The following is a 21,487-nucleotide window of genomic DNA, read 5'->3' as shown; positions in this document are numbered from 1 at the left end:
CTTCCTATGAAAAAGATACTTGTAGTTTTACTATTATTCGTTTTTACAGCTTGTGAGGATGTGTTTATTGAGAAAGACCCTCCCAGTGGCAATGTCACTAATTTCGATCTGCTTTGGAAGGAACTGGACCGTAAATATTCTTTCTTTGAATATAAGAGAATCAACTGGGATTCTGTATACACGGTTTATAGGCCACAGATACATAATAACTTAAGTCGGGAAGAGTTATTTGAGGTAATGGCCCAGATGCTCTCTACCCTTCGGGATGGACATGTAAACCTGCGTTCGGGAGATAATATTTCCAAATATGAAAACTGGTTTCTGGATTATCCGGCTAATGTAGACAGAGAGTTACTTATCCGCCATTACTGGGGAGATTATCATATTACTGGCCCTTTAATCAATACCATTATTGGCGAGGTGGGCTATATTCATTACAGCTCTTTCCGCAATCCCATCAGTGCCGATAATTTAGATTATATTTTTACCCGCTTTAAGGATACCGAAGGACTTATTATTGATATACGAAGTAATGAAGGAGGGAATCCCAAGAACAGTTTTAAGATCCTGGAAAGAATCATTTCGGAGCGGAAAATGCTATACAAACAAGCTTTTAAAAATGGCCCGGGGCATCAAGATTTTGAACCATTCCACGAAGTATATCTCACGCCTGATTTGGAAAATGTGCGGTTTGAGAAAAAAGTAGTAGTGCTTACCAACAGGCGCTGCTATAGTGCAGCCAACTATTTTGCTGCATCCTGTAAGGCGCTAGGCATTACGCTAATTGGGGACCAGACCGGGGGAGGAGGGGGAGTGCCGGCAGGTTCCGAATTACCCAACGGCTTTCATGTAAATTACTCTGCTTCGGTTTCTCTTCTGCCAGATGGCTATAATATGGAAGCGGGAATTGTACCTGATATTGCCGTGAATATGGCAGAGGCAGACAGAACTAAGGGCATAGATTCGATTATAGAAAGAGCCTTACTGGAGTTCAAGTAAAATAATGATTGCTTGCTTAATCAGCAAACGATTGTCCAGCCTGGTACACTGGCTAGTTCTAAAATACGGCTAGAAACATGCGCAGAGACATGGACTATAAACCTGATAAATTTTCAGGCATCTTACTGGTTTTTGTAACAGGCAGGTTCAGGATTTTTTCTGGAACAGCATGAGAGTTATTTTGTAGTTTAAGGGATATACGGCTTAGTAACAACCAACTTATCTCCAGATAGATCTGCTTCAAACAGATGAGGAATGCGCCGGTAGCGGCCGTTAATACTTTTATGACTATGGATAGACATCAATAACTTGCCATCTAAGGTGTGAAACAACATACCATGGCCATAATTGAGCGGTGTGATCGGGTCTTTCTCCTGTATCCAGGGGCCATCCAGGGTGCCACTTTGTGAATAGGCAACGCCTTGCGTGTACATATCGTAAATCCAGCTGGTCCATATCATTCCTAATCGTCCGGTTCCTGTTTTAAACAGATAAGGGCCATCGGTTACTTTGTTGGGGCGGTCTTTGCCATTTTTATCTTTTTCCCGGCTCCAGGGAGCCTCACTTGCCCGGAACAACAGCTTACTCTCGCCAATGGTACCACTTAAATCCGGTTTCAATTCAATCTTTTCAATGGTCCCATTTAAGTTTTGCAGCCATTCGTAACAATAGACCATATAGGGCTTTCCATTTGTATCTACCCATAAGGTACCATCCAACGTTGGCATATGGGCAGGTAAATAGGTAGTATCTTTCATGGGTACATAGGGGCCATCAGGCTTGTCACTTACCAGCACATGGCAGGCCCTGCGTTCAATGATATTTTCTCCGACAGTATCTATCTTGACGGAGCGGTTAGTGAAGGTAGCAAAATAATAATACTTGTTTTGAAAGGCGTGAATTTCGGCCACCCAGATCATCGGGTTTGGCCCCATCCAGGAGCTTGGATCTGTTCTGGTAACGGTAAAGGGGCCATCCCACAACTTCAAATCTTCGCTCTTCCATAACAGGCCACCGGTTCCGGTCATGTAGTAGAGCTTTGTTTTCGCATCGGCCAGAATAAACGGATCGCTTAGCACAATAGAATCCAGGGGAATGTTTTTTTTGATTTCAACTCTCTTACTCTCCTGTGCCTTACCTACAAGTGAAAAAAACAAGCAAACGGCTAGCGCAAACCCAAAATGTTTCATATCCGAATGTTGTCTGAGAAAAAGTTAAAGATAGAATTGTTGTGTATATAGTAATCCATTCTTACTAACTGCAGTTTGCTACCCATGCGTATAGGAAATCCTATATTGGTGCTCTCATGTAAGGCATGTACGTTACCTAGAAAGGATAGAGCGGGTAATATACAAAATATACCTTATCTTTGGTCAAGCGTTTTCTTAAGAGTAAGAAGGATTTATACCCCTTTGGTTTCCCGTTGTTTATATCACTGCACAGAAATTGTGTGAAGTCTTTTTTAAAATTGACTAATGGGATCATCAGACGGATTATTGTACAAGAACAACTAGATGAGCTAGAAAGAATAGGGCAGTTGTACTAGTTGTTACCAGGAGTTAAACATTGCAGGTATTCATTTGATATTTATTACTTACTAGTATTTTCATTCCATAAACATTGCCTTATGAAAGTGTTTGTTGCATTTTTCATCCTACTGAACCTTTGTATAACTCACAAAAATCCATCAGCCAATCCTGCTCTCATTAAGCCGGCAGAGATAAAAACCGGGGCAGAACAAACCGAAAAATACCTGCCTTATCTGAAAGGCAAAAGGGTGGCTATTCTTGCCAATCAAACCTCTGTGATTGGGAAAACGCATTTAGTGGATAGTCTGACCAAAGTAGGTATTACGATTGTAAAGGTGTTTGGCCCCGAACACGGTTTTCGCGGCAAGGCCAGTGCCGGAGCTGTGGTGGCTGATGATACCGATCCAGTTACCGGCATTCCGGTGATCTCCTTGTACGGCAAAAAAAGCAAACCTGCCAAAGAAGATTTAGCCGATGTAGACATCCTGATTTATGACTTGCAGGATGTAGGGTGCCGCTTTTATACCAACATCAATGCCCTTGCCCGGCTAATGGAAGCCTGTCATGAAAATGGGAAAGAACTGCTTATTCTGGACAGACCCAATCCCAATGGGTATCTAATTGACGGCCCCATCCTGGATTTAAAGTTTAAGTCAGGCATTGGTATGTTTCCATTACCTATTTCTCATGGATTAACCGTTGGTGAATTTGCTCAAATGGCCAATGGAGAAGGATGGCTCGCAAACAAAGTGAAATGTAAACTGCGGATTATTCCGGTGGCTAACTATACGCATGATATGCCGTATGTATTGCCGGTAAGTCCCTCGCCTAATTTAAATACCCAGCAAGCCGTGATGCTGTACCCTTCCACCTGTTTATTTGAAGGCACATACCTTAATCATGGCCGCGGTACTTATTTCCCTTTTACCGTGATAGGCAGTCCTGAACTCAAAGGTAAATACGAATTTTCCTTTACCCCAACCAGTATTAAGGGGATGGCAGAAACGCCACTGTTCATGAACCAGGTTTGTTATGGCCTTGACCTGCGCACGTATGATGTGGAGCAGCTAAGAAAAAAGAAACAGGTTAATCTGCAATGGATGATGGAGTTATACAAAGCTTCTCCTCACAAGGAAAAGTTCTTCGACTCCAAACTGAGCAAAGAAATGGGTGTTATTGAACGACTAGCCGGCAATGCCTTGTTCAGGCAACAAATAATTGCTGGCGCCTCTGAAAAAGAAATCCGCCAAAGCTGGGAACCGGGCCTGAGTGAATATAAAGTGATGCGAAAAAAATACCTGCTTTACCCGTAAAGATTAAAGGCAATTCTTCTTTGGAGCTCCAGTAAGGAAGATTTTGCTAATAACTTCTTTTACAGATTCATTGATGATAAGTAAAGATAGCTCCTACCTGGCTTGTTTCATAACTGAACGTGTGTTTACCCAGCTAAACAGCTTTTTCTCTATCTATAGCAGCTCTATGAGAAGCTAGGTAATTAAACATAGGTATCAATTTTGATTTTCAACAGCGTGAGTTCCTTATATAAGACCGTATGTTCTTTTTTCCAAAAGCTATTTCTGGCAAAATTCAGCCGGCTGGCGTAGCGGTTATATTTACTCTTTAACTCCCTTAGTGCATTTGGCTCATTCGTCCCAAAACCTATCGACTCAATATTCTCTCCCATTCTCATTCTGGCAATATACGCAATCCTTTTTACATTGACCTTTTACCTTTTATATAGAGTACCCCTGTTACTCCTGGTTTCGCCCCAACATACTTCAAATAAGGGAAAAGGTGTCTATTCTATAAAAGGCGTAATTAGCCTGAATAACGCTTGTAGGATAATAGTTTTCAAACGAACTCCTACTCATCAAAGCTTTACCGATGAGCTTTCGTGAGTAGGAGAATTTTTGTTCGCACTATACATGCACAGATGTTGATAGGTTGATAAAGGCTTTTTTCAGATCTTTTATCAGATCCTGAGCATTTTCAATACCTACCGATAATCTAAGCAACCCATCTTTAATGCCTGCCTCTTCTCTTTCCTGGGGCGAAAGTTTTACATGCGAGGTAGTAGCCGGCGAACAAATAAGGCTTTCTACCCCTCCCAGACTCATAGCTGGCTGAATAAACTGCAGACTATCTAAGAAAATATCTACCTGTTTTAAATCATTCGTAGCCAACTCAAAAGATAACATGCCGCCAAAGCCCCGCATTTGCGACTTAGCAATTTCGTGACCTGGATGAGAGCGCAATCCTGGAAAATACACCCGTTGAACCTCAGGTAAGCCTTGCAGGAAATTTGCCAGCATCAGGGCATTTTCATTGTGCTTTTCCATGCGGATAGCCAGCGTTTTTAAGCTTCTTTCAATCAGATAACAATCCAGTGCATTTAAACTTCCTCCGTAATTAATGGCACCTTCATATATTTGCTTTGTTAAGGCGGCAGACGTAACCACAGCGCCAAAACACAGGTCACTATGCCCACCCAGGTATTTTGTGCCGCTATGAATAACAATATCGAAGCCGAAGCTGATCGGATTCTGGTTAATAGGGCTGGCAAAAGTATTATCTATTACGGTTACAATCTGGTGCTTTTTTGCCAGCAGACTGATAGCTTGAATATCCAGAACCTCAAGCAAAGGATTGGAAGGCGTTTCTATATAAATCACCTTTGTTTGGGATGTGATCACCTGCAAAAAGGCTTCTGACGTATTATCAGGAGCAAAACTATAGCGGATTCCCCTTTTCTCAAATTCACTGCTGATTAAGTGATAGGTGCCTCCATACAAGCCTTTGCAAAATACTACATGATCTCCTGGTTGCAGGAGAGAAAAAAGTGTGGTGCTGATTGCTGCCATGCCGGAACTAAAAATGAGTCCATCCTGGCCTCCTTCCAGGGCACATAGTTTTTCAATAATCACTTTTTGATTGATGGTGTTAAAATACCTGGGATAGGTATTTTCTGTTGTTTGTCTGTATTTATAGGAGGAGGCAGGAAAAACAGGTGTAACAACACTTTGTGCATCGCCAGCTAACTCACCACCGGCGTGCACACATAAGGTTTCTTGGGAAAGGTTTTCTTCCATGATCAGAATATAAATTTTTTGCAAGTAACTAAAAGTGAAAACAGATGCACTATGCAAGGATAACATATTTGCAGAAATAGCCGCTGCTAAAAACCACTAGTGAGGAAAATACACCCGGAAGGTAGATCCAAGGCCAAGCTGGCTATTCACTTCAATTTTGCCTCCGGCATTTTCTACCATTTTCTTCACCATATATAAGCCTATGCCGGTACCCTCCACATGATCATGAAACCGTTTGAACATCGTAAACAGCTGATTTAGTCTGGCACGCTCCAGGCCCAGTCCGTTATCTTCCACACTAAGCACCAGGTAGGCCGCTTCTTGTTTGCAGGAAATTGTAATATGAGGAGCCCGGTCAAAAGAGCGGTACTTTAAGCCGTTAGAAAGCAGGTTGTAAATCACGGAACGAAGGTTTTTGATGGAGAAACGTACCGGGGGGCAGCCGGTTACTTCCACTTCTATGTGTGCATTCGTTTCTTTTATCAGCGGCTCCAGGTCTAAGCTTACTTCGCGTATCACAGGCAAAAGATCCACTAAAACCTTTTCTCCACTATTTTCCTTTTGCAGTTTAACTACTTCTGTCAGGTTAGCAATGGTGCGTTTAAACCTTTCTATGGATTCACTCATTAAAGCAAGCATGTGCTTTACCCGCTCGGAGGAGAAATTTTCAGCCGATAGGTTGCGGAGCAGGGCAGACAGCAAGGCTTCAATATTGGAGATAGGCGCTTTTAAATCATGAGAGGCTGTGTAAATAAAGTTATCCAAGTCCTGGTTAATGCCTACCAGCTGTTGATTGGTTTCTGCCAGTTCCTCATTGGTAGCTTGGATTTGTTCATTTGCTGCGCGGAGTTCTTCATTGGCAGCGGCTATTTCCTCCGACATCCGCTGTGTGGCCTGCTCGGCCAGCTTGCGGCTTGTAATGTCAATGCAGGTACCGTTCATGCGAGTTGGCCCTTTCTCATCAAAGATGACCTCTCCGCGCTCGGCAATCCAGGCAATCTCCCCAGTGGGCCTGACAATGCGAAATTCAACGTAAAACTCGGCTTGCCTGTTAGCAAACGCTTTTTCCACATGCCCGTTCACTAGTGGCCGGTCTTCAGGGTGGATTACCTGCTGAAAAACTTGGTAAGCATGGTCGAATTCTCCGGTGAACCTGCCAGCTTCTAAGCCAAACATTTCTTGTAACAGATCAGAATAAGTAGCCTGGTTACGGACAATATCCCATTCCCAGATACCTACCTTCCCGGCTTGTACCGATAAGTGCAGCCGCTGCTGTGCCACTTGTTCTTCATGTACGTCAACAACCGAACCTATAAATCCTTCAAAATTACAGGCCGCATCAAAGGTAGGTTCTCCTTTATCTAAAAACCACCGGTATTGGCCATCCTTCCCTTTGAGCCGGTAGAGCAGAGAGAAGGGCTGCTTGAGTGCATTGGCAGCAAAAAAGGTCTCTTTACTGGGCGAAACATCTTCAGGATGCGTGGCCTGAAGCCATCCAAATCCTAAGGCTTCTTCTTCGCTTTGCCCGGTATAGGCATACCAGGGCTTATTCAGGTACGTACAATACCCGTCAGCCCTTGTTACCCAGATCATCGCAGGAACCTGGTCTGCCATTTTGCGGAAATAGGTTTCCTGTTTTACTACCGCTTTATGGGACAGTACCTGAGCGGTCACATCATAAGAAAAGACTAACAGGCCATCTATGCGGCCTTCCGCATCCCGCCTGGCCTGATAGGTAAAATTCCAGTACCTGTCTTCTACCGGGCCTCCCGGATAAGCAGCAATCGGGACAAGCATCTCCTGCCCCTGATAGGACTGACCCGTTTGGTAAACCTGTCTGATAATGTCTAACAGGGGCTGCCCTTCCAGCTCGGGTAAGGCTTCAAGCAAGGGTTTGCCAAGTAACTCCCGTCCTGGGAATAGTTGCTGATAAGCCGGGCTGACTAACTCAAAAACCAGATCAGGCCCATCGTGAATACAGATGATGGCAGGCGCTTGCATGAACAAACGCTCCAGACGGGCCCGCTGCTCTTCTGCCTCTGCCTGGGCAAGCCGTAACTCGCCTGTTCTAAGGGCTACCCGCTCTTCCAGCTCTGCATTAAGTTGCTCTAAGGCCTTTTTAGTGAGAATCAGTTGTTCATTGGTGGAAGTTAGCTGTTCGTTTAACAGCTGCTTTTCTTTGGCATCCTGCTCGGCCTTTTGCCGCGCCAAAACCAAGGCGGTTACTTCATAGGCAAACACCAAGATGCCATCTATGTCGCCGTTCAGGTTGCGTATGGCCTGGTAAATAAAGTTATAATAGTTGTGGCCCAGCTTCCCGGTATTATCATGATCAAGCTGTACTTTCATTTCATAGGCATAAAAGCTCTCTCCGGTATGGTATACCTTGTCGAGCAGCCCAAAGATAGGTTGTCCTTCCAGCTCAGGCATGGCATGCCGGATGGGTTTATCGAGAAGTGGCCGTTGGCCAACCAGTTGTTGATAAGGCGGATTAACCAGTTTAAATACATGCTCTGGCCCCTGGAAAATACAAATCATCGCCGGTGCTTGCATGAGAATATGGTGCCACTGGCTTCGCTCCAGCTCTGCTTGGGCCCGGGCAGCGATAAGCGCTGCATTGAGCGTGCGCAGTTGCTCATTCAGTTCCTCAAGCAAGCTTTCGCCAGGTTGTTCATTCATTTGATCCACTAGTCTATCTGTGATAGTACCCATTTTATGAATGATATAGCTCACCTCTCCGGCCTCATCGAGCACGGGGGTATTTAAAGCTGTCCAGTGGCGTTCAATGAACATATCCTTCTCTTCTGGATGGGAAATAGTATAGGGTGGAATCGCTAGTTGATGTGGCTTTCGGGTAGTCAGCGTTTGTACGAATGAGGCCTTGAGCATGGAAACTGCTTCTGCTTGTAAGTGAAGAGACGTCTCAGGAAAGACATCGAAAATATACTTTCCAGCAATAGTATTTCTTGTAGTAACAGTGGCCTCCAGGTAAGCATTGCTGGCTGTTAGAATAAGTAAATCAGGAGTAAGCAATACATATAAATCTGGCAAAGTTTCAAATACTTTCAGCATGTCCGGTAGGTGGGCAGGGGTCAAGTTCATGGGTTAGGTATAGTTTGTATCGCATAGATAGCTATTCTCTCAGGTTTGGTAGACAGATTAGGCGGGTGTAGTGCCTAGTTGAGAAGTGGCTATCATCTTTTTTGTATGAGCATTTATATATAGGTAACTAATCAGCCGGTTTATACGGTGGCTGCTAAAGCAATGTTAATAAAAGAATTTTTCTTTAAAAAACACTGCCAGGCTGAGTAATTTTGCCAGGCGGTAAGGTAACCACCTATCGCTTGCTTCCCTTGTTTTTTGGAACATCACAAGATGAAAGTTAACCTGGCATAAGAGCCGGATTTATGCACGCGGCAAAAGCTGCCTAAGCTGCTCTGTTGACTCCTGCCCATTCAAGCCAGGAATAGAATCCGGCCTCCATGGTGAATGAATCTGGCTAAGGGTCGAATCTGCCGGACTTATCTTACCTTACTCTTTTGGCTTCCCAATCACCTTTGAATTTGGTATCAGGCAGGCCTCATTACCTGTACTAAACAGGGTAGGAGCATCACTCCTACGTGCCTCTTTTCTCATGATTAATCCTTCTTTCCGATGCCGGACAAAAAAATATCAATCATTCAACCGTACTTTTCGTATGTTAAGGCTATGACCGATCAACAGTTCCTGGCTGACATTGCCCAAAGCTTTTCTATGGACACCATTGGCAAAGAATTCTTTCAGTCTTTGACAGCCTACCTATCCCGGACTCTTCAGGTAGAGTATGTTTTTATTGGCGAACTGCTTAACGGGGATCAACTAGTGAGCTCCTTGGTATTCTTTGCTCATGGAAAAGAAGCCCCAGGCCTTCAGTACCCTTTAGCCGGGTCTTTATGCGAGCAAGTGGTAAGGTCAGGTGATTTTTGTGCTTTCCCCAACAAGGTGCAGCAGCAATTTCCCCAAAACAAAGCTTTGAAGCAATATGATGTAGATAGCTATGTGGCCGTGCCGCTGAAAGCTTCTACTGGAAAAGTACTAGGTGTGCTCTACCTGATGGATAAGCATCCGGTTGAAGACCTGGAAAAGGTTAAACTTTTGCTTTCTATTATGGCTAAACGGGCTTCGTTAGAACTGGAACGGGAGCAGCAGGAGAGAACGCTGCAAGCTAAAAATAAGGACCTGGAAAGGCTAAATCAGCAACTGATACAGACCCAGCAGGCGCTAAAAATGGCTAATGGGGGGCTGGAAGAACAAGTGGCTCATCGGACAACAGAGTTGCAGCACAGGAAAAAAGAGCTGCATGATTCGCTGCAGAAAGTATTGGCGCTTAATCAAACACTCTCTCAACGCGAACTTCTCCTGAGCAGTATAGTTAAAGGAACCAGTGTCGGAATTGCTACTACAGATGTATCCGGGCATTTTACGTATGCCAATGAAGGGTATCAAAAGCTGGTTGGCCGTCCGCTTGAACAGTTGCAGCAGCTAACGCTGATGGAGATAACCCACCCGGATGATTTGCCGGATAATCTACAGCTATTAGAAAAGCTGGTGCAGCAAAATGTATGGTTTGAGCTGGAAAAGCGGTATGTGAAGCCAGATGGCTCTTTCGTATGGGTATTGATGAATGTTTCCTTACTGGAGCAGCCTGAAGGAGGAGCTAGTCAGACTATGGCTGTTTGTCAAGATATCACACAACGGAAGCAGATAGAAAGCAAACTAGCCGAAAACGAACTGCAGCTAAGATTACTTACCGATGCCCTGCCAGTACTCATTTCCTACGTTGATCAAGATCAGTATTACCGGTTTGTTAACCAAACTTATGAACAATGGTTTGGAGAACCTTCCTGGGAAATTATCGGAAAAACCGTTGAGCAGGTAGTGGGTGCCATAGCCTATACACAAATTCTGCCTAAGGTGGAGGCAGTGCTTTCCGGGCAGGAACAGCGTTTTGAAAGACTGGTAGATTACCGCAAAATCGGAACCCGTTTTGTGGAAGCCCGCTATATCCCTCATTGGCAAAAAGGGCAAGTAGTTGGTTTTTATGCCCTGGTTACAGATATAACTCTTTACAAGCAGACACAGCAGGCCCTGGAAAAGGCAATCAGCGAAGCTCAACAAGCCAACCAGCAATTAAGCAGCATCAATGCAGATTTAGACAACTTTGTTTATATGGCCTCACATGATTTAAGGGCGCCGATCAACAATATAGATGGGTTGCTAAAAATATTAAGTAAAAGGCTGCATAAACTAGGCGGGTTAACTCAAGAAACAGATAGTATTATTACCTCATTACAGGCATCCGTCAGCCGGTTCAAAGAAACCCTTACAAGCCTTTCCCAGGTTATTAAGCTGGATCAACTGATAGATAGACAGCTAGAAAGCATACAGCCTGAGGAAGTGGTTCAAGATCTGATTTTGGACTTGCAGCCACAGATTATAGAATCAGGGGCTACAATCGACTACCATTTTGAGCAGTGCTCCCTTTTGCTGTTTTCCCGAAAGAACCTACGAAGCATACTATACAATTTGCTTTCGAATGCGATTAAATACCGGTCCACCGAAAGAAAACCTTTTATTCACCTAAACTGCCAGCTGTCAGATGAGTATGTAGTAATGTCGGTGCAGGACAATGGCTTAGGCATGAGTGAAGCAGGGAAAGCAGACATATTTTCCCTATTCAAGCGATTACATTCTCATGTAGAAGGTACCGGCATAGGCTTATATATGGTGAAGAAAATGGTAGAAAATGCCGGAGGCAAAATTGAAGTGGATAGCCAGCTGGGCGTCGGGTCTACCTTCCGCTTATATTTTAAACGATAGTAAAACTACCTAAAGAGCCAGGCCCGCCTACCTATACATAACCCATTCAATTGTGGCTCAGAAAGGCCGTTTATCCAGATAACTTCCTATAGCTCTACCACTACAATTCCTCAGTAAGCTGGGGTGTAAATTACCTATAGCTTTTACAGGGAATGATTACCCAAGTAGAAACCTGTTAGGTTTTTTAAAACCCAACAGGTTTGAGCGTAAATCTTAGGTAATTATTTGCTGAAAGAATTACAAAATAGAAATAGATGCAGGCAACTACCTTTTCAGCCTGTTAGCAACTCATTCAGCCTACTTGCCAGACTTCCTTCGCCCTGCATGAATGGTACAAGTAATGAGAAAGCAAGATTAGGTAGTTTGCCAGAATTTTATGCAGGAGGCAACACCGTTTCTTGACATAAGCAAGAAAAAAAGCCTATATTTAGCCCCACTAGTAAACCATCACGTAACATGAAAACAATCCCTTTACTTACTACCCTTTGCCTGTTTTTAGGCATTATCCAGTTTGGCCAAGCTCAATCTTCCACCGAGGAGATGGTTAAAGAATGGGAAAGAGCCAAAGCCTACACCAAAGAATACCTGGATGCCATGCCTGAGTCAGGGTACGCATCTAAACCTACCCCTGATATGCGTTCGTTTGCCGAGCAAATGCTTCACCTGACGGATGCCAATTATGGCTTTGCGGCAGCAGCAACCGGCGAAAAAAGTCCGGTCAGTGAACTGGAAAAGAATACCACCGATAAATCCAAAGCAAACATAACCAAGCAAGTACTGGCAGGCTATGATTTTGTTATCAACGGAATTAAAAAAATGACGCCTGCTCAGCTAAGCGAACAAGTAAAGCTGTTTGGAAGATTTGATATGAGCAAAGGAGTAGCCCTTGCCAAACTTTTCGAACACCAGACGCATCACCGCGGCCAGGCCACTGTTTACCTCCGCTTAGCTGGGGTAAAACCACCACAAGAGAAGCTGTTTTAACGAAGCAATCTTGTCAAAAGAATAAAGTCAACAAGGGTAGGGGTTCTACTTCTGTTGACTTTATTCGTTACTACCCGGGAGCACAAAGTGAGGTATCGTTATTGATCACTTTTGTTCTTTTGAAACTACGCTTGCCTTTTTGGCTATTTCCACATCATTAGCTACTTGCGGTCTTATCAGTGCCCAGTGAAACAGATTGTTGTCGTTTCTATCATGGCTGCTCCCATTGTAATGGGTGAGAGGCATGTCCTTATACAGTGGCCGGGTAATAGCTATAACCTTATCCCAATAACTAAGGGCTTTTTGCAGATGGGCTATTGCTTTTTGTTTATTTTCTTCTCCTCCTTTTATCCGGTAGGTTTGGAGTGCCACCGCGCCAGCTAATTTTTCTGCCAGATGTAGACCCAGATTGGCCCATGTTTGTACATCTGCCACCTCATACCTGAGTGCTGTGTTGTTTTTAGTATCAATAGTAGCCACTAACCGTAAGGCTTTCTGGCAATCCTGCTCCAGCATGCCGATCAACGCTGGCGGGGTAATGCGGTTTTTTTCAAAGGCAGTAGTAGGGGTAACTAAATCTTTCACAGAAACATAGTCCGGATCCAAGGGTGGTTGACTGATCAATCTGTCGACAGATATATATTGCAGGGTATCCCCATTGAGGGCCATCAATCCTTCTCCATATAAGGTATGGTCCCATCGGGAATCAAACACAGAGCCCAGCCGCAACTGTGTGGAGGATGCCAGGGCAAACGCCTCCAGCAGGTTATTCCCAGCTTTTCCATACCGTCTGCTAAATTCAGTCCCAAATACCTCATCCTCGGTCTGAGGATTATAGAGGAGTCTGCCCCATAATTTGTAAAATAACCATTGCCGTTCAAATGCATACTTCCAGTCCAGAGGTGCCTGTATGGCCGTGAAATAATCTTTTGCCGGAATATAGGTTTCTGAGCCAATAAAATAACCGCCCACATAGGGTTGGCTATTACGGTTTATATGGGCCCGGATAAAGCCGGATACTCCCCACCGCAGGGCAAAAAAATCTTCATTACGGGCGGTATAGGTAATTTTATAGCCTTGTGGCTCGGGGTTATAAAATGTATCAAACATTTCGCCGCCATGTACTTTGACTAATTTAGGCGTGCTGTGTGCGTGCGACCAGTTGTATTTTAAATCTGCCCAGATCGGCCCTTGAATAAAGTCCAAAGTTGTTTCCCGTTCAATGGATTTACGGGTGAGCTGTTCCAGTTCGACACTGGTAGCACCCAACGATTCGGTAGTGCTTGAAAAAGGAATCCGGTGTATAAGTTTTAGTTTTCTGCCAGCCAGGCGCATGCCTTCTATATATGTTTCCTGCATCCAGGATTCGCGTTGCTGAGGCGTCATGCCGGCCATTCCTTCGCCAAGTGTAAGGCCCAAGCCAGTAAGGGTAGGGTACTCCTTAAACAGTTGTGTAATACATTCCCGGGTATAGCGTTTCACAATTTCGGACGTATCGCCCGTTACATAATAGTGCGGGTAAACGTTTTGCCTGGCTACCTGGTGCGCTTCACTGAACTCTTTGCTGACAAAGATATTAAAGGGAACAATGTAGGTATCTATGGCACGCTCATCTGCCATGCGGAAAATTTCTTTGTGCAGGTGTTGCCATCGCTTCATTTCTTCTTCGTTAAAAGGGCTTGCCTCCGGAAAGTTTTCCGGTGTAATCATGTAGACAAAGGGATGCAAATTCCACAGTGATAAAGCATTAAAGCGGTTTTTAGCCATCATGTCCAGAAAAGCTTCCCAGTAGGCCGGATCACGGGCTGTTTCATAATGCTGGTCCAGGGCAGAACTGGAACGGTAGGTGTACCAGGGTGTATTGTGCTTGATGGCCCGGAGCAAGTAGTGCGGCTTTTCTGTTTTTCTTTCAATATTCCCTAGCCGGATGCCATTGGCTATATCTTCGGCAAGTGCCAGACACCCGTAAATCATGCCCCGTTTATCTCCTCCCGTAATGGTAATGTTTTTCCCTTCCCGGATAATAGAGAATGCTTCACTTGCTAAATTTGCTGTGTCTACCCGGATAGTTAGCAAATAAGCAGACTCCCGGCGGTTAGTTGTTAATGAAATGTTTTTTTCTACGAGTGCTTTCTTCAACATGCCTGCCCCATAGGCTGCCTGAGGCACAACCGTATCGTAGTTCATATATACACGCTGGCAATACCCTGCCTGAAGGGTGCTTAAATAAAGAATAAATAGGAGAATGACTATTTTTTTCATAGTAGGTAGTTGATCAACAAAGTACCCAGTAAAAGTGAACCTGTTGCCGGTGATGTAAACTATTTGGGTGCTGCTGCCAAAAGATAAGAAATATACCTGTTTACTCAATAAACTACTTGCTTTTCATTCATTGCCTGAGAGCATTTTGTAGAGCTCTTGCCTGTTGACAGGCTTTTCTCAAAAAAACAATTAGGCGTATGGCGCAGCCCTATTTCTATTGTTTTGGAGCTACCCGAGAGACAGACTCTGATAAATTCTTTAAGCAGATTTTTCGTTGCTTCCGGCAGATGCGTGAAGAGAAATGGCCACTTATTAACTCACCCGGACCGCATGGCAGGCAGCTAAGGTACATTTGGTAACACTTGAATATAGGTATACGCTTAACTACTTTTTAGCAAGTTGCGGTATTAACCAGCCAAAAGTTCAGACAAATTATTCTTTCAATAAGTAAACTCAACATGAGACAAACTTTTATCTATTGTTCTTGTGCTTTTCTGGTAGCCTCCTCCATTCCTGTTTTAGGACAACAAGCAGATACAGAGAAAATCAAGTCCCTTTTTCCGAATGCACCAGCCGTATATTCGGTTAAAAATGAACATTTAACCATTGATGTAAAAAATGCAGCCTTAGCCCTTTCCAGTTCAACAATGGAAGAAATGCTGTTTATCACCAGTGAAGCAGCTCCTTATGCCAACAAATCTATTTATTTCTCTGGGTTTGAAGAGATAAAAGACATTGAAGCCTACACGCTGGTTCCCAATAAATCTAAATACAAAAAGTTTGAAGTGGGTAGCATTGAAACCAAAGATGTGCTGCACAGAGGTATTTTTTATGATGATGGAAAAGTAAAGAATCTGATTTTCCCCAATGTGCAACCTGGTGCCATTACTTCCTTGCAGTATACCCAGAATATGAATGAACCCCGGCTGCTGACTCCCTTTTATTTTTCTTCCTATATTCCTACAGTGGCTACTCAGTACTCGGTTAGTTTTCCTGAAAATGTATCTGTCAAATGGAAATTGCTGGGTGCTAACACGGATAAAATTACTTTTTCTGAAACTACAGCAAATGGTAAAAAAACCTATACCTGGAAAGCGGAGAACATGCCAGCTAACCTCTATGAGGAGGATGCCCCGGCCATAGCCTATTATGCTCCGCACGTAATGGTATATATCCATAAAGCAGTTATCAGTGGAAAAGAAACCACCTATTTAGGTGATGTGTCGCATTTGTATGACTGGTATTCCACCATGCTCAAAAACATCAATAAAACAGATAATACGCACATCCAGAATATTGTAAAGGAAATTACCAGAGACTGTAAAACGGATAAGGATAAGGTAAGAAGTATATTTCAATGGGTCCAGAGTAATATCCGCTACATTGCCATTGAAGATGGCTGGGGAGGCTTCATTCCTACAGATGCTTCAGAAGTATATGCCAAACGCTATGGCGATTGCAAAGGGATGGCGAACCTTACCAGGGAAATGCTTTCTCAGGCCGGGATTACTTCTCATTTAACCTGGATTGGCACCCGCAGCCTTCCATATATATACCAGGAAATGCCTGCGCCTATTGCCGATAACCATATGATTGTATCAGTAGAATTAGACAAGCAAACCCTGTTTTTAGATGCTACAGACAGTTATGTGCCTTTTGGCCTGCCCAGTTCCATGATTCAAGGGAAAGAAGCATTGATTGGCCTGGGAGAAAAAAAGTTTAAAGTAATGCCAGTGCCTGTTGTAGAGCATACAAAAAATACCTCTACAGATACCATTCAGCTGCAAATACAGAACAAAGCATTAGCCGGAAAAGGCTTTATGCACCTGAGTGGGTATAAGAAAACAGATTTTGAGTATAAGTATTTAAGCAAAGCAGGTACAGATATGCAGAAATTTCTGATCCAGTACCTGGAAAAAGGCAATGATAAATTTTATGTTACCACATCCGACATACACGGGTTGCACAATTTAAATAGCAATATCCGGATTGAGTACAATTTTATGCTTCCAGACTATATAAAAACGGTTGGGAACTCTACCTATATCAACATGAACCTCACCAAACCATTACAGAAAGAATCCATTGATGTTAGCAAAAGGATAATGGATAAAGAAATAGAATACCAGTATGTGGACAGCGGAGTAGTAGAACTGATAATTCCGGATGGGTTTACCATTAAGCATCTGCCGGCGAATGTCTCATTAGAAGGAAAAGACTACGGCTTCACTATTAGCTACCGGCTTCAGGGCAACAAAATTAGTATGAATAAGCAGTTGTACATCAAAACTATTATGCTCAAAAAAGAGGCCTTCCCTCAATGGAATGCAATGGTTGCCCAGTTATGCAAAGCCTATCAGGATGTGTTGATATTGACTAAACAAGGGGTCTAATAAAATGCATCCATCCAACCCTGTATATAATTTTCAATCTAAGTTTTCATGCATGCAAAATGCCCAGATTATGATCAAAACTTTACTTACAGCCCTATTACTGTCCAGTGCTAGTTTAGCCCTTGCTCAGGATTTTAACTATAAGACCTATGAGTGGGAAACTAGGCCAGCCATTCATCCGCTCTCGCCGGAAGAAGAAAAAGAAGGAGCGGTAATTATAAAAGATACCCGCATTATTGAATACGCTATGGGGGAAGATGCCCGCTTATATATGGCAAAAACGCTTCACAAAATTATCCGGGTAAATTCAGATAAAGCCATGGAGGAATATAATAAAGTATATGTGCCGGTAACTAACCAGAAGATACTTTCTGTAAAAGCGAGGTCTATTGCTAAAAGCGGCAAAATAGTAGAAATGGATAACAATAGTATGAAGGAGTTGAAGAACGTAGGGGAATATGGCAATTTTAAAATATTTGCTATTGAAGGGTTGGAAAAAGGCGGCGAGGTAGAATATATGTATACGTTGCTCTCTTCACCCAAAGAATCGGGCAGGGAGGTAATGCAGTCAGATGTGAAGGTAAAACAGGCAACCCTGGAAATACTTTCGCCCCGCAATGTAGAAGTAGTTACCCAGTCGTACAACGGCTTTCCGCAGCTTGATGTACAAGGCAAGACCAAAATCATATTAACTGCGAAAGCCGAAAATATACCCGCCCTGCGCGACGAAGAATATGCTACCCGTAAAGCAAACTTAATGAAGGTAGATTACAAAATAGCTTCATTTACCAATATGTATGGCACTACGGTGGATGTTTCTTCCTGGAGGGTTATTACTGAGCGCTACAACAAAGTAGTATTCGAAGAAAAGCCTAAGGAATATAATAAGGTAGCAAAGCTTTTGAAAAACCTTAAAATAGAGAGGATGAATGAGGAGCAAAAAATTAAGACCATTGAGCAATATATCAAGAATGCCATCACCCTGCGCGATGGCAGTGGCGAAGAGTACATCTCCATAGAAGATATATTGAGCAATAAATTCGGGAATGAACTAGGCTTAATCCGCCTGTACCAACTTTGCTTAAAAACAGCAGGAGTAGCTAACTATCAGGTACTGGTAAGCTCCAACCGCTATGAGGCCCGTTTTGATGAGTTTTTTGCCAGTTTTAATAACCTGCAGCATTTCTTACTTTACTTTCCCAAATACCATAAATACCTGAGTCCTGCGAATGTAGAATATCGCTATGGCATGGCACCTTATATGTTTGCCAATAACCATAGTTTAGTGCTTAATTCCGCCGCTGTTCATTATATTGACGGGGCCGATACAACTCTTAATTACATCCGCAAAGATGTACGCTTAACTTTCCCGGCTGAGATGGATTATGTCGAAATGAACGTAGCTTATGCATGGAATGGACACAGAGCAGCCGGCATGAGAGGGGCGTATCATTATCAGAATGAACAGGGTAAAGAAGAGTTTATTAAAGGGAATCTTTCCTCAGGAATGGAAGATGCGCAGATCATCAGCAAAAAGCTGATCAACGAAAAGATGGATCATTCAGCCGAAAATCAGGAATTTGTGCTCCAGTCGTCTCTGAAAGCAGGTTCGCTGATGGAGAAAGCAGGAAACGATATCATCTTTAATGTGGGCAGAGTGATTGGAAAGCAGACCGAGTTATACCAGGAAAACGAAAGACAACAAGATATCGATATGTCTCATCCCATCCAGTACACTTATCAGATCAGTTTTGCTATTCCTGCAGGATATACTGTAAAAGGAATGGATGATCTGGTAATGGACCATTATATACTGGAGAAAAAAGAAAAAATAGCGCAGTTTGCGGCCAACTACACCATTCACGGACAAACGGTAACCATTCTGGTAAAAGAGTTCTATACACAAGCTGAGTATACTAAGAAAAACTACGACGCATTCAGAAAAGTGATCAATGCGGCTGCAGACTTTAGTAAAACCGTTCTGGTATTTGAACGAATAAGTAATGAATAATACAGCCGCCGTCTGCACAAGCCGCTAACTCACAAGTGGAGGCATGTCTTAAAAAGCTGATTGAATAAAGAAAGCAAAATTTTCAGCTCTCCTCCTTTAACCGAGGGAGCTGAAAATTTTTGTTTCACAAAGAGCCTTGTTGTATGAACGGTGTTTAAGAAAGGCAGGCTTCTTTTGGTCAAAGTGCTACCAGTTGATTTTTTTTGAGGATCTTTGTTCTAAAGTTTATCTTATGCGAGACATTTTACGGAGCTTTTTCCTTATCATCAATTACAAAACCCTGATCATTACCCTGCTTTCCATTGTCTCTACATTTCTTTGCCACAGGTTTGGCTTAACAGCCAGATTTCCGGATATGCTGGTGGGCGTGGCGATTGTGTTTCCGGTAGTGTTCTCGATTGGCTCAGCCTATAGCCGCCGGGAAACTGCCCTGCAAAAACTGTCGGATTTTAAAGGGCATGCCATTGCCATCTATTATGCTTCCCGTGACTGGACTTCCAGCAAAGAGCATGATCTGCCCGAACGTGTGCAAGGGATTGTAGGAGATATGATTGTGCTGATGAAGCGCATGTTCAGATACGATCAGCGGACCGCCTGGCAGGAAAATGAAAATCAGTTTTATGCTTATTTTTCTCAGTTATCCAGACTCACGATGGAAATGCGCAACCATGGGGCGCAAAGCGGAGAGATATCCAGAGTGAGCCAGTATGTAAGTAAGATGATCATTGCATTTGATAACCTAAAAGTGATTCATACCTACCGGACACCAATTACGCTCCGGGCATACAGCAAAGTTTTTATTTATATTTTTCCTATTCTCTACGGGCCCTACTTTGCCAGTACATTCAAAGAATACGCCGTTCACTTAGAGTATGTGATGCCGGTTCTCTATAGTTTTATTCTGGTAAGCCTGGATAATATCCGCGATCATCTGGAGCATCCGTTCGATGATGTAGGCGAAGATGATATCCGCTTTGACCAATCAGAGATTATTTCCCACATGCGGTAGCACTACTTAGCCTTCGCTAATTTGTGATGCATCTGTTTGCTGTATTCTAGACAGTGTTCCGAGCAACTATTGGCTTAACTTAAATTTGTAAACCATAGCGAGAAAGGGTAATGCTTGTAGCAATCTCCCTGGAGTGCCGATGAACTGAGGTGACGATTTAGGATAACACGGTGGCTAAACGCCTGATAACTAAATACTGGCTAGATTTTAAGTACCTGTTCACTAGGTAATTTTGCAGCAGCGTTAGCATTATTCCAAACCAAAGGATAAAGCAGGCTTTGGTTAAACTTGGGAGAAGTTCCTTATTTGTTGAACCCAGCAATAAGTCTGCGATGAAAATACCCATAATATGCCACAAATAAACCCATAACGAGTTAGCTGACAGCCATGTGATAATCCTTACCGGGATAATCTTTACTAATACTTTATCGCATAAAAAATAAACGATATGTAAGCAACAGAAAGCATATGAAAGGTAATACATGCGGGGCGGATATTTGTCAACCTGGGTTTGATAGAACATATCAAAGGTTGCAAAATTATAGATTACCATGCCCACAAAGGGAATAATCGATAGGCCGGCTATAAGCAAAATCTTGTTTTTCTTTATTTCATCAAGCCTTAATCCATAGAGAAATAACAATGCGTAGGCCAGTAAGGTAAAAATATTGGCATCCATACTTTTTGAAAGAGGAACAGGCAGCACCAGATGTGTCAGGCTGATGAGCAGTTCATAAAAGAGATAGCCAAAGAAAAGAAATAGAAAATAAGCAGAAAGTGTACTTGGGGTGTTGGAGGATTTCAGGCGTAAAGCAAAAGGAGTAAATAAGGCAATAAAAATGTAGACTCTTAAAATCCATAAATAATCAATACCCCCTCCGCCATACATATACGATTTTAAAACTGTTCTCAGGCTATAAGGATAATCTGCTGCGTTCCCAAATAAAAAGAAGGCTGCATAGATAAGAGAAAAATAAAGGGTCAAAAAAATCCAGGAGGGAACCGTCAGTTTTATTAATCGCTTTTGATAAAACTCTTTAATAGGTAACTGCCTGGTTTTATATATTTTAGACACCGTAAGGGCAGAAGCTACAATAAGTAAGGGAGTTCCAAAATTTCTGAGTTGAAAAAGCCAGGCAGGTGGCTGGGAGTGCGCTAGCATGATAATAAGCAAGCCAATAAAGCGCATAAGGTCCAGGCTGCTGTCTCGTTGTTGGGTAGATGTATTTTTAGTTTTTAGATGCGGTTGTGTTAGTACGGAAGCCATGAATAATTTAGCAAGTAACGGATAGCTAGTAGTAGAACCCTGTTAATGAAAGGCCTACGGAGTCTAAATAGATGGTAGGCAATTG

13 protein-coding genes are annotated in these 21,487 nt (G+C 43.0%); 7 read left to right on the top strand and 6 right to left on the bottom strand.

The genetic code is table 11. From position 1 onward, the window contains the following. The first annotated feature begins 6 nt into the window (after positions 1-6). The gene (locus Q0590_RS24665; protein ID WP_302040294.1) at positions 7-999 is read left to right on the top strand and encodes a S41 family peptidase; all 993 of its coding nucleotides are present in this window, start codon (positions 7-9) and stop codon (positions 997-999) included. A 188-nt stretch (positions 1,000-1,187) separates the two neighbouring features. Here Q0590_RS24665 and Q0590_RS24660 read toward each other — a convergent pair whose 3' ends face one another. After that, complete coding sequence (locus Q0590_RS24660; protein ID WP_302040293.1) at positions 1,188-2,189, bottom strand: glycoside hydrolase family 43 protein; 1,002 nt, start codon at positions 2,187-2,189, stop codon at positions 1,188-1,190. A gap of 437 nt (positions 2,190-2,626) precedes the next feature. On the opposite strand from Q0590_RS24660, the gene Q0590_RS24655 reads away from it, so the two are divergent. Next, positions 2,627-3,841 (top strand): exo-beta-N-acetylmuramidase NamZ family protein, encoded by a 1,215-nt coding sequence (locus Q0590_RS24655; protein WP_302040292.1) that lies wholly within the window; start codon positions 2,627-2,629, stop codon positions 3,839-3,841. Between the two features lie 182 nt (positions 3,842-4,023). On the opposite strand, the gene Q0590_RS24650 is transcribed toward Q0590_RS24655, so the two are convergent. From Q0590_RS24650 to Q0590_RS24640, 3 genes are all read right to left on the bottom strand, one after another. Then, positions 4,024-4,212, bottom strand: a complete 189-nt coding sequence (locus tag Q0590_RS24650; protein ID WP_302040291.1) for a hypothetical protein — start codon at positions 4,210-4,212, stop codon at positions 4,024-4,026. 235 nt (positions 4,213-4,447) lie between these two features. Then, positions 4,448-5,617: a trans-sulfuration enzyme family protein gene (locus Q0590_RS24645; RefSeq protein ID WP_302040290.1), complete on the bottom strand. Its 1,170-nt coding sequence runs from the start codon at positions 5,615-5,617 to the stop codon at positions 4,448-4,450. A gap of 96 nt (positions 5,618-5,713) precedes the next feature. Further along, entirely contained in the window at positions 5,714-8,719 is a 3,006-nt protein-coding gene (locus tag Q0590_RS24640) for a PAS domain-containing protein (protein ID WP_302040289.1), read from the bottom strand. Positions 8,720-9,325: 606 nt separating this feature from the next. Between Q0590_RS24640 and Q0590_RS24635 the strand changes: the two genes are divergently transcribed. Both Q0590_RS24635 and Q0590_RS24630 read left to right on the top strand, forming a co-directional pair. Further along, the gene (locus Q0590_RS24635; RefSeq protein WP_302040288.1) at positions 9,326-11,476 is read left to right on the top strand and encodes a PAS domain S-box protein; all 2,151 of its coding nucleotides are present in this window, start codon (positions 9,326-9,328) and stop codon (positions 11,474-11,476) included. A 456-nt stretch (positions 11,477-11,932) separates the two neighbouring features. Further along, complete coding sequence (locus tag Q0590_RS24630; RefSeq protein WP_302040287.1) at positions 11,933-12,460, top strand: DinB family protein; 528 nt, start codon at positions 11,933-11,935, stop codon at positions 12,458-12,460. A 105-nt stretch (positions 12,461-12,565) separates the two neighbouring features. On the opposite strand, the gene Q0590_RS24625 is transcribed toward Q0590_RS24630, so the two are convergent. Continuing rightward, positions 12,566-14,722: a hypothetical protein gene (locus tag Q0590_RS24625; protein WP_302040286.1), complete on the bottom strand. Its 2,157-nt coding sequence runs from the start codon at positions 14,720-14,722 to the stop codon at positions 12,566-12,568. A gap of 458 nt (positions 14,723-15,180) precedes the next feature. Here Q0590_RS24625 and Q0590_RS24620 point away from each other — a divergent pair, with 458 nt between their 5' ends. The 3 genes from Q0590_RS24620 to Q0590_RS24610 all read left to right on the top strand — a co-directional run bounded on the left by Q0590_RS24620 (position 15,181) and on the right by Q0590_RS24610 (position 20,135). Further along, the gene (locus Q0590_RS24620; protein WP_302040285.1) at positions 15,181-17,115 is read left to right on the top strand and encodes a DUF3857 domain-containing protein; all 1,935 of its coding nucleotides are present in this window, start codon (positions 15,181-15,183) and stop codon (positions 17,113-17,115) included. 70 nt (positions 17,116-17,185) lie between these two features. Next, complete coding sequence (locus tag Q0590_RS24615) at positions 17,186-19,126, top strand: DUF3857 domain-containing protein (protein ID WP_302040284.1); 1,941 nt, start codon at positions 17,186-17,188, stop codon at positions 19,124-19,126. A gap of 232 nt (positions 19,127-19,358) precedes the next feature. Beyond that, entirely contained in the window at positions 19,359-20,135 is a 777-nt protein-coding gene (locus tag Q0590_RS24610; protein WP_302040283.1) for a hypothetical protein, read from the top strand. Positions 20,136-20,292: 157 nt separating this feature from the next. Here the strand turns inward: Q0590_RS24610 and Q0590_RS24605 are convergent, their stop codons facing one another. Beyond that, positions 20,293-21,402, bottom strand: a complete 1,110-nt coding sequence (locus tag Q0590_RS24605; protein ID WP_302040282.1) for an acyltransferase family protein — start codon at positions 21,400-21,402, stop codon at positions 20,293-20,295. Positions 21,403-21,487 lie beyond the last annotated feature (85 nt).

Source organism: Rhodocytophaga aerolata (assembly GCF_030503435.1).
Taxonomy (GTDB): Bacteria; Bacteroidota; Bacteroidia; order Cytophagales; family 172606-1; genus Rhodocytophaga; species Rhodocytophaga aerolata.
This window is presented reverse-complemented; position numbering and strand designations above follow the sequence as displayed.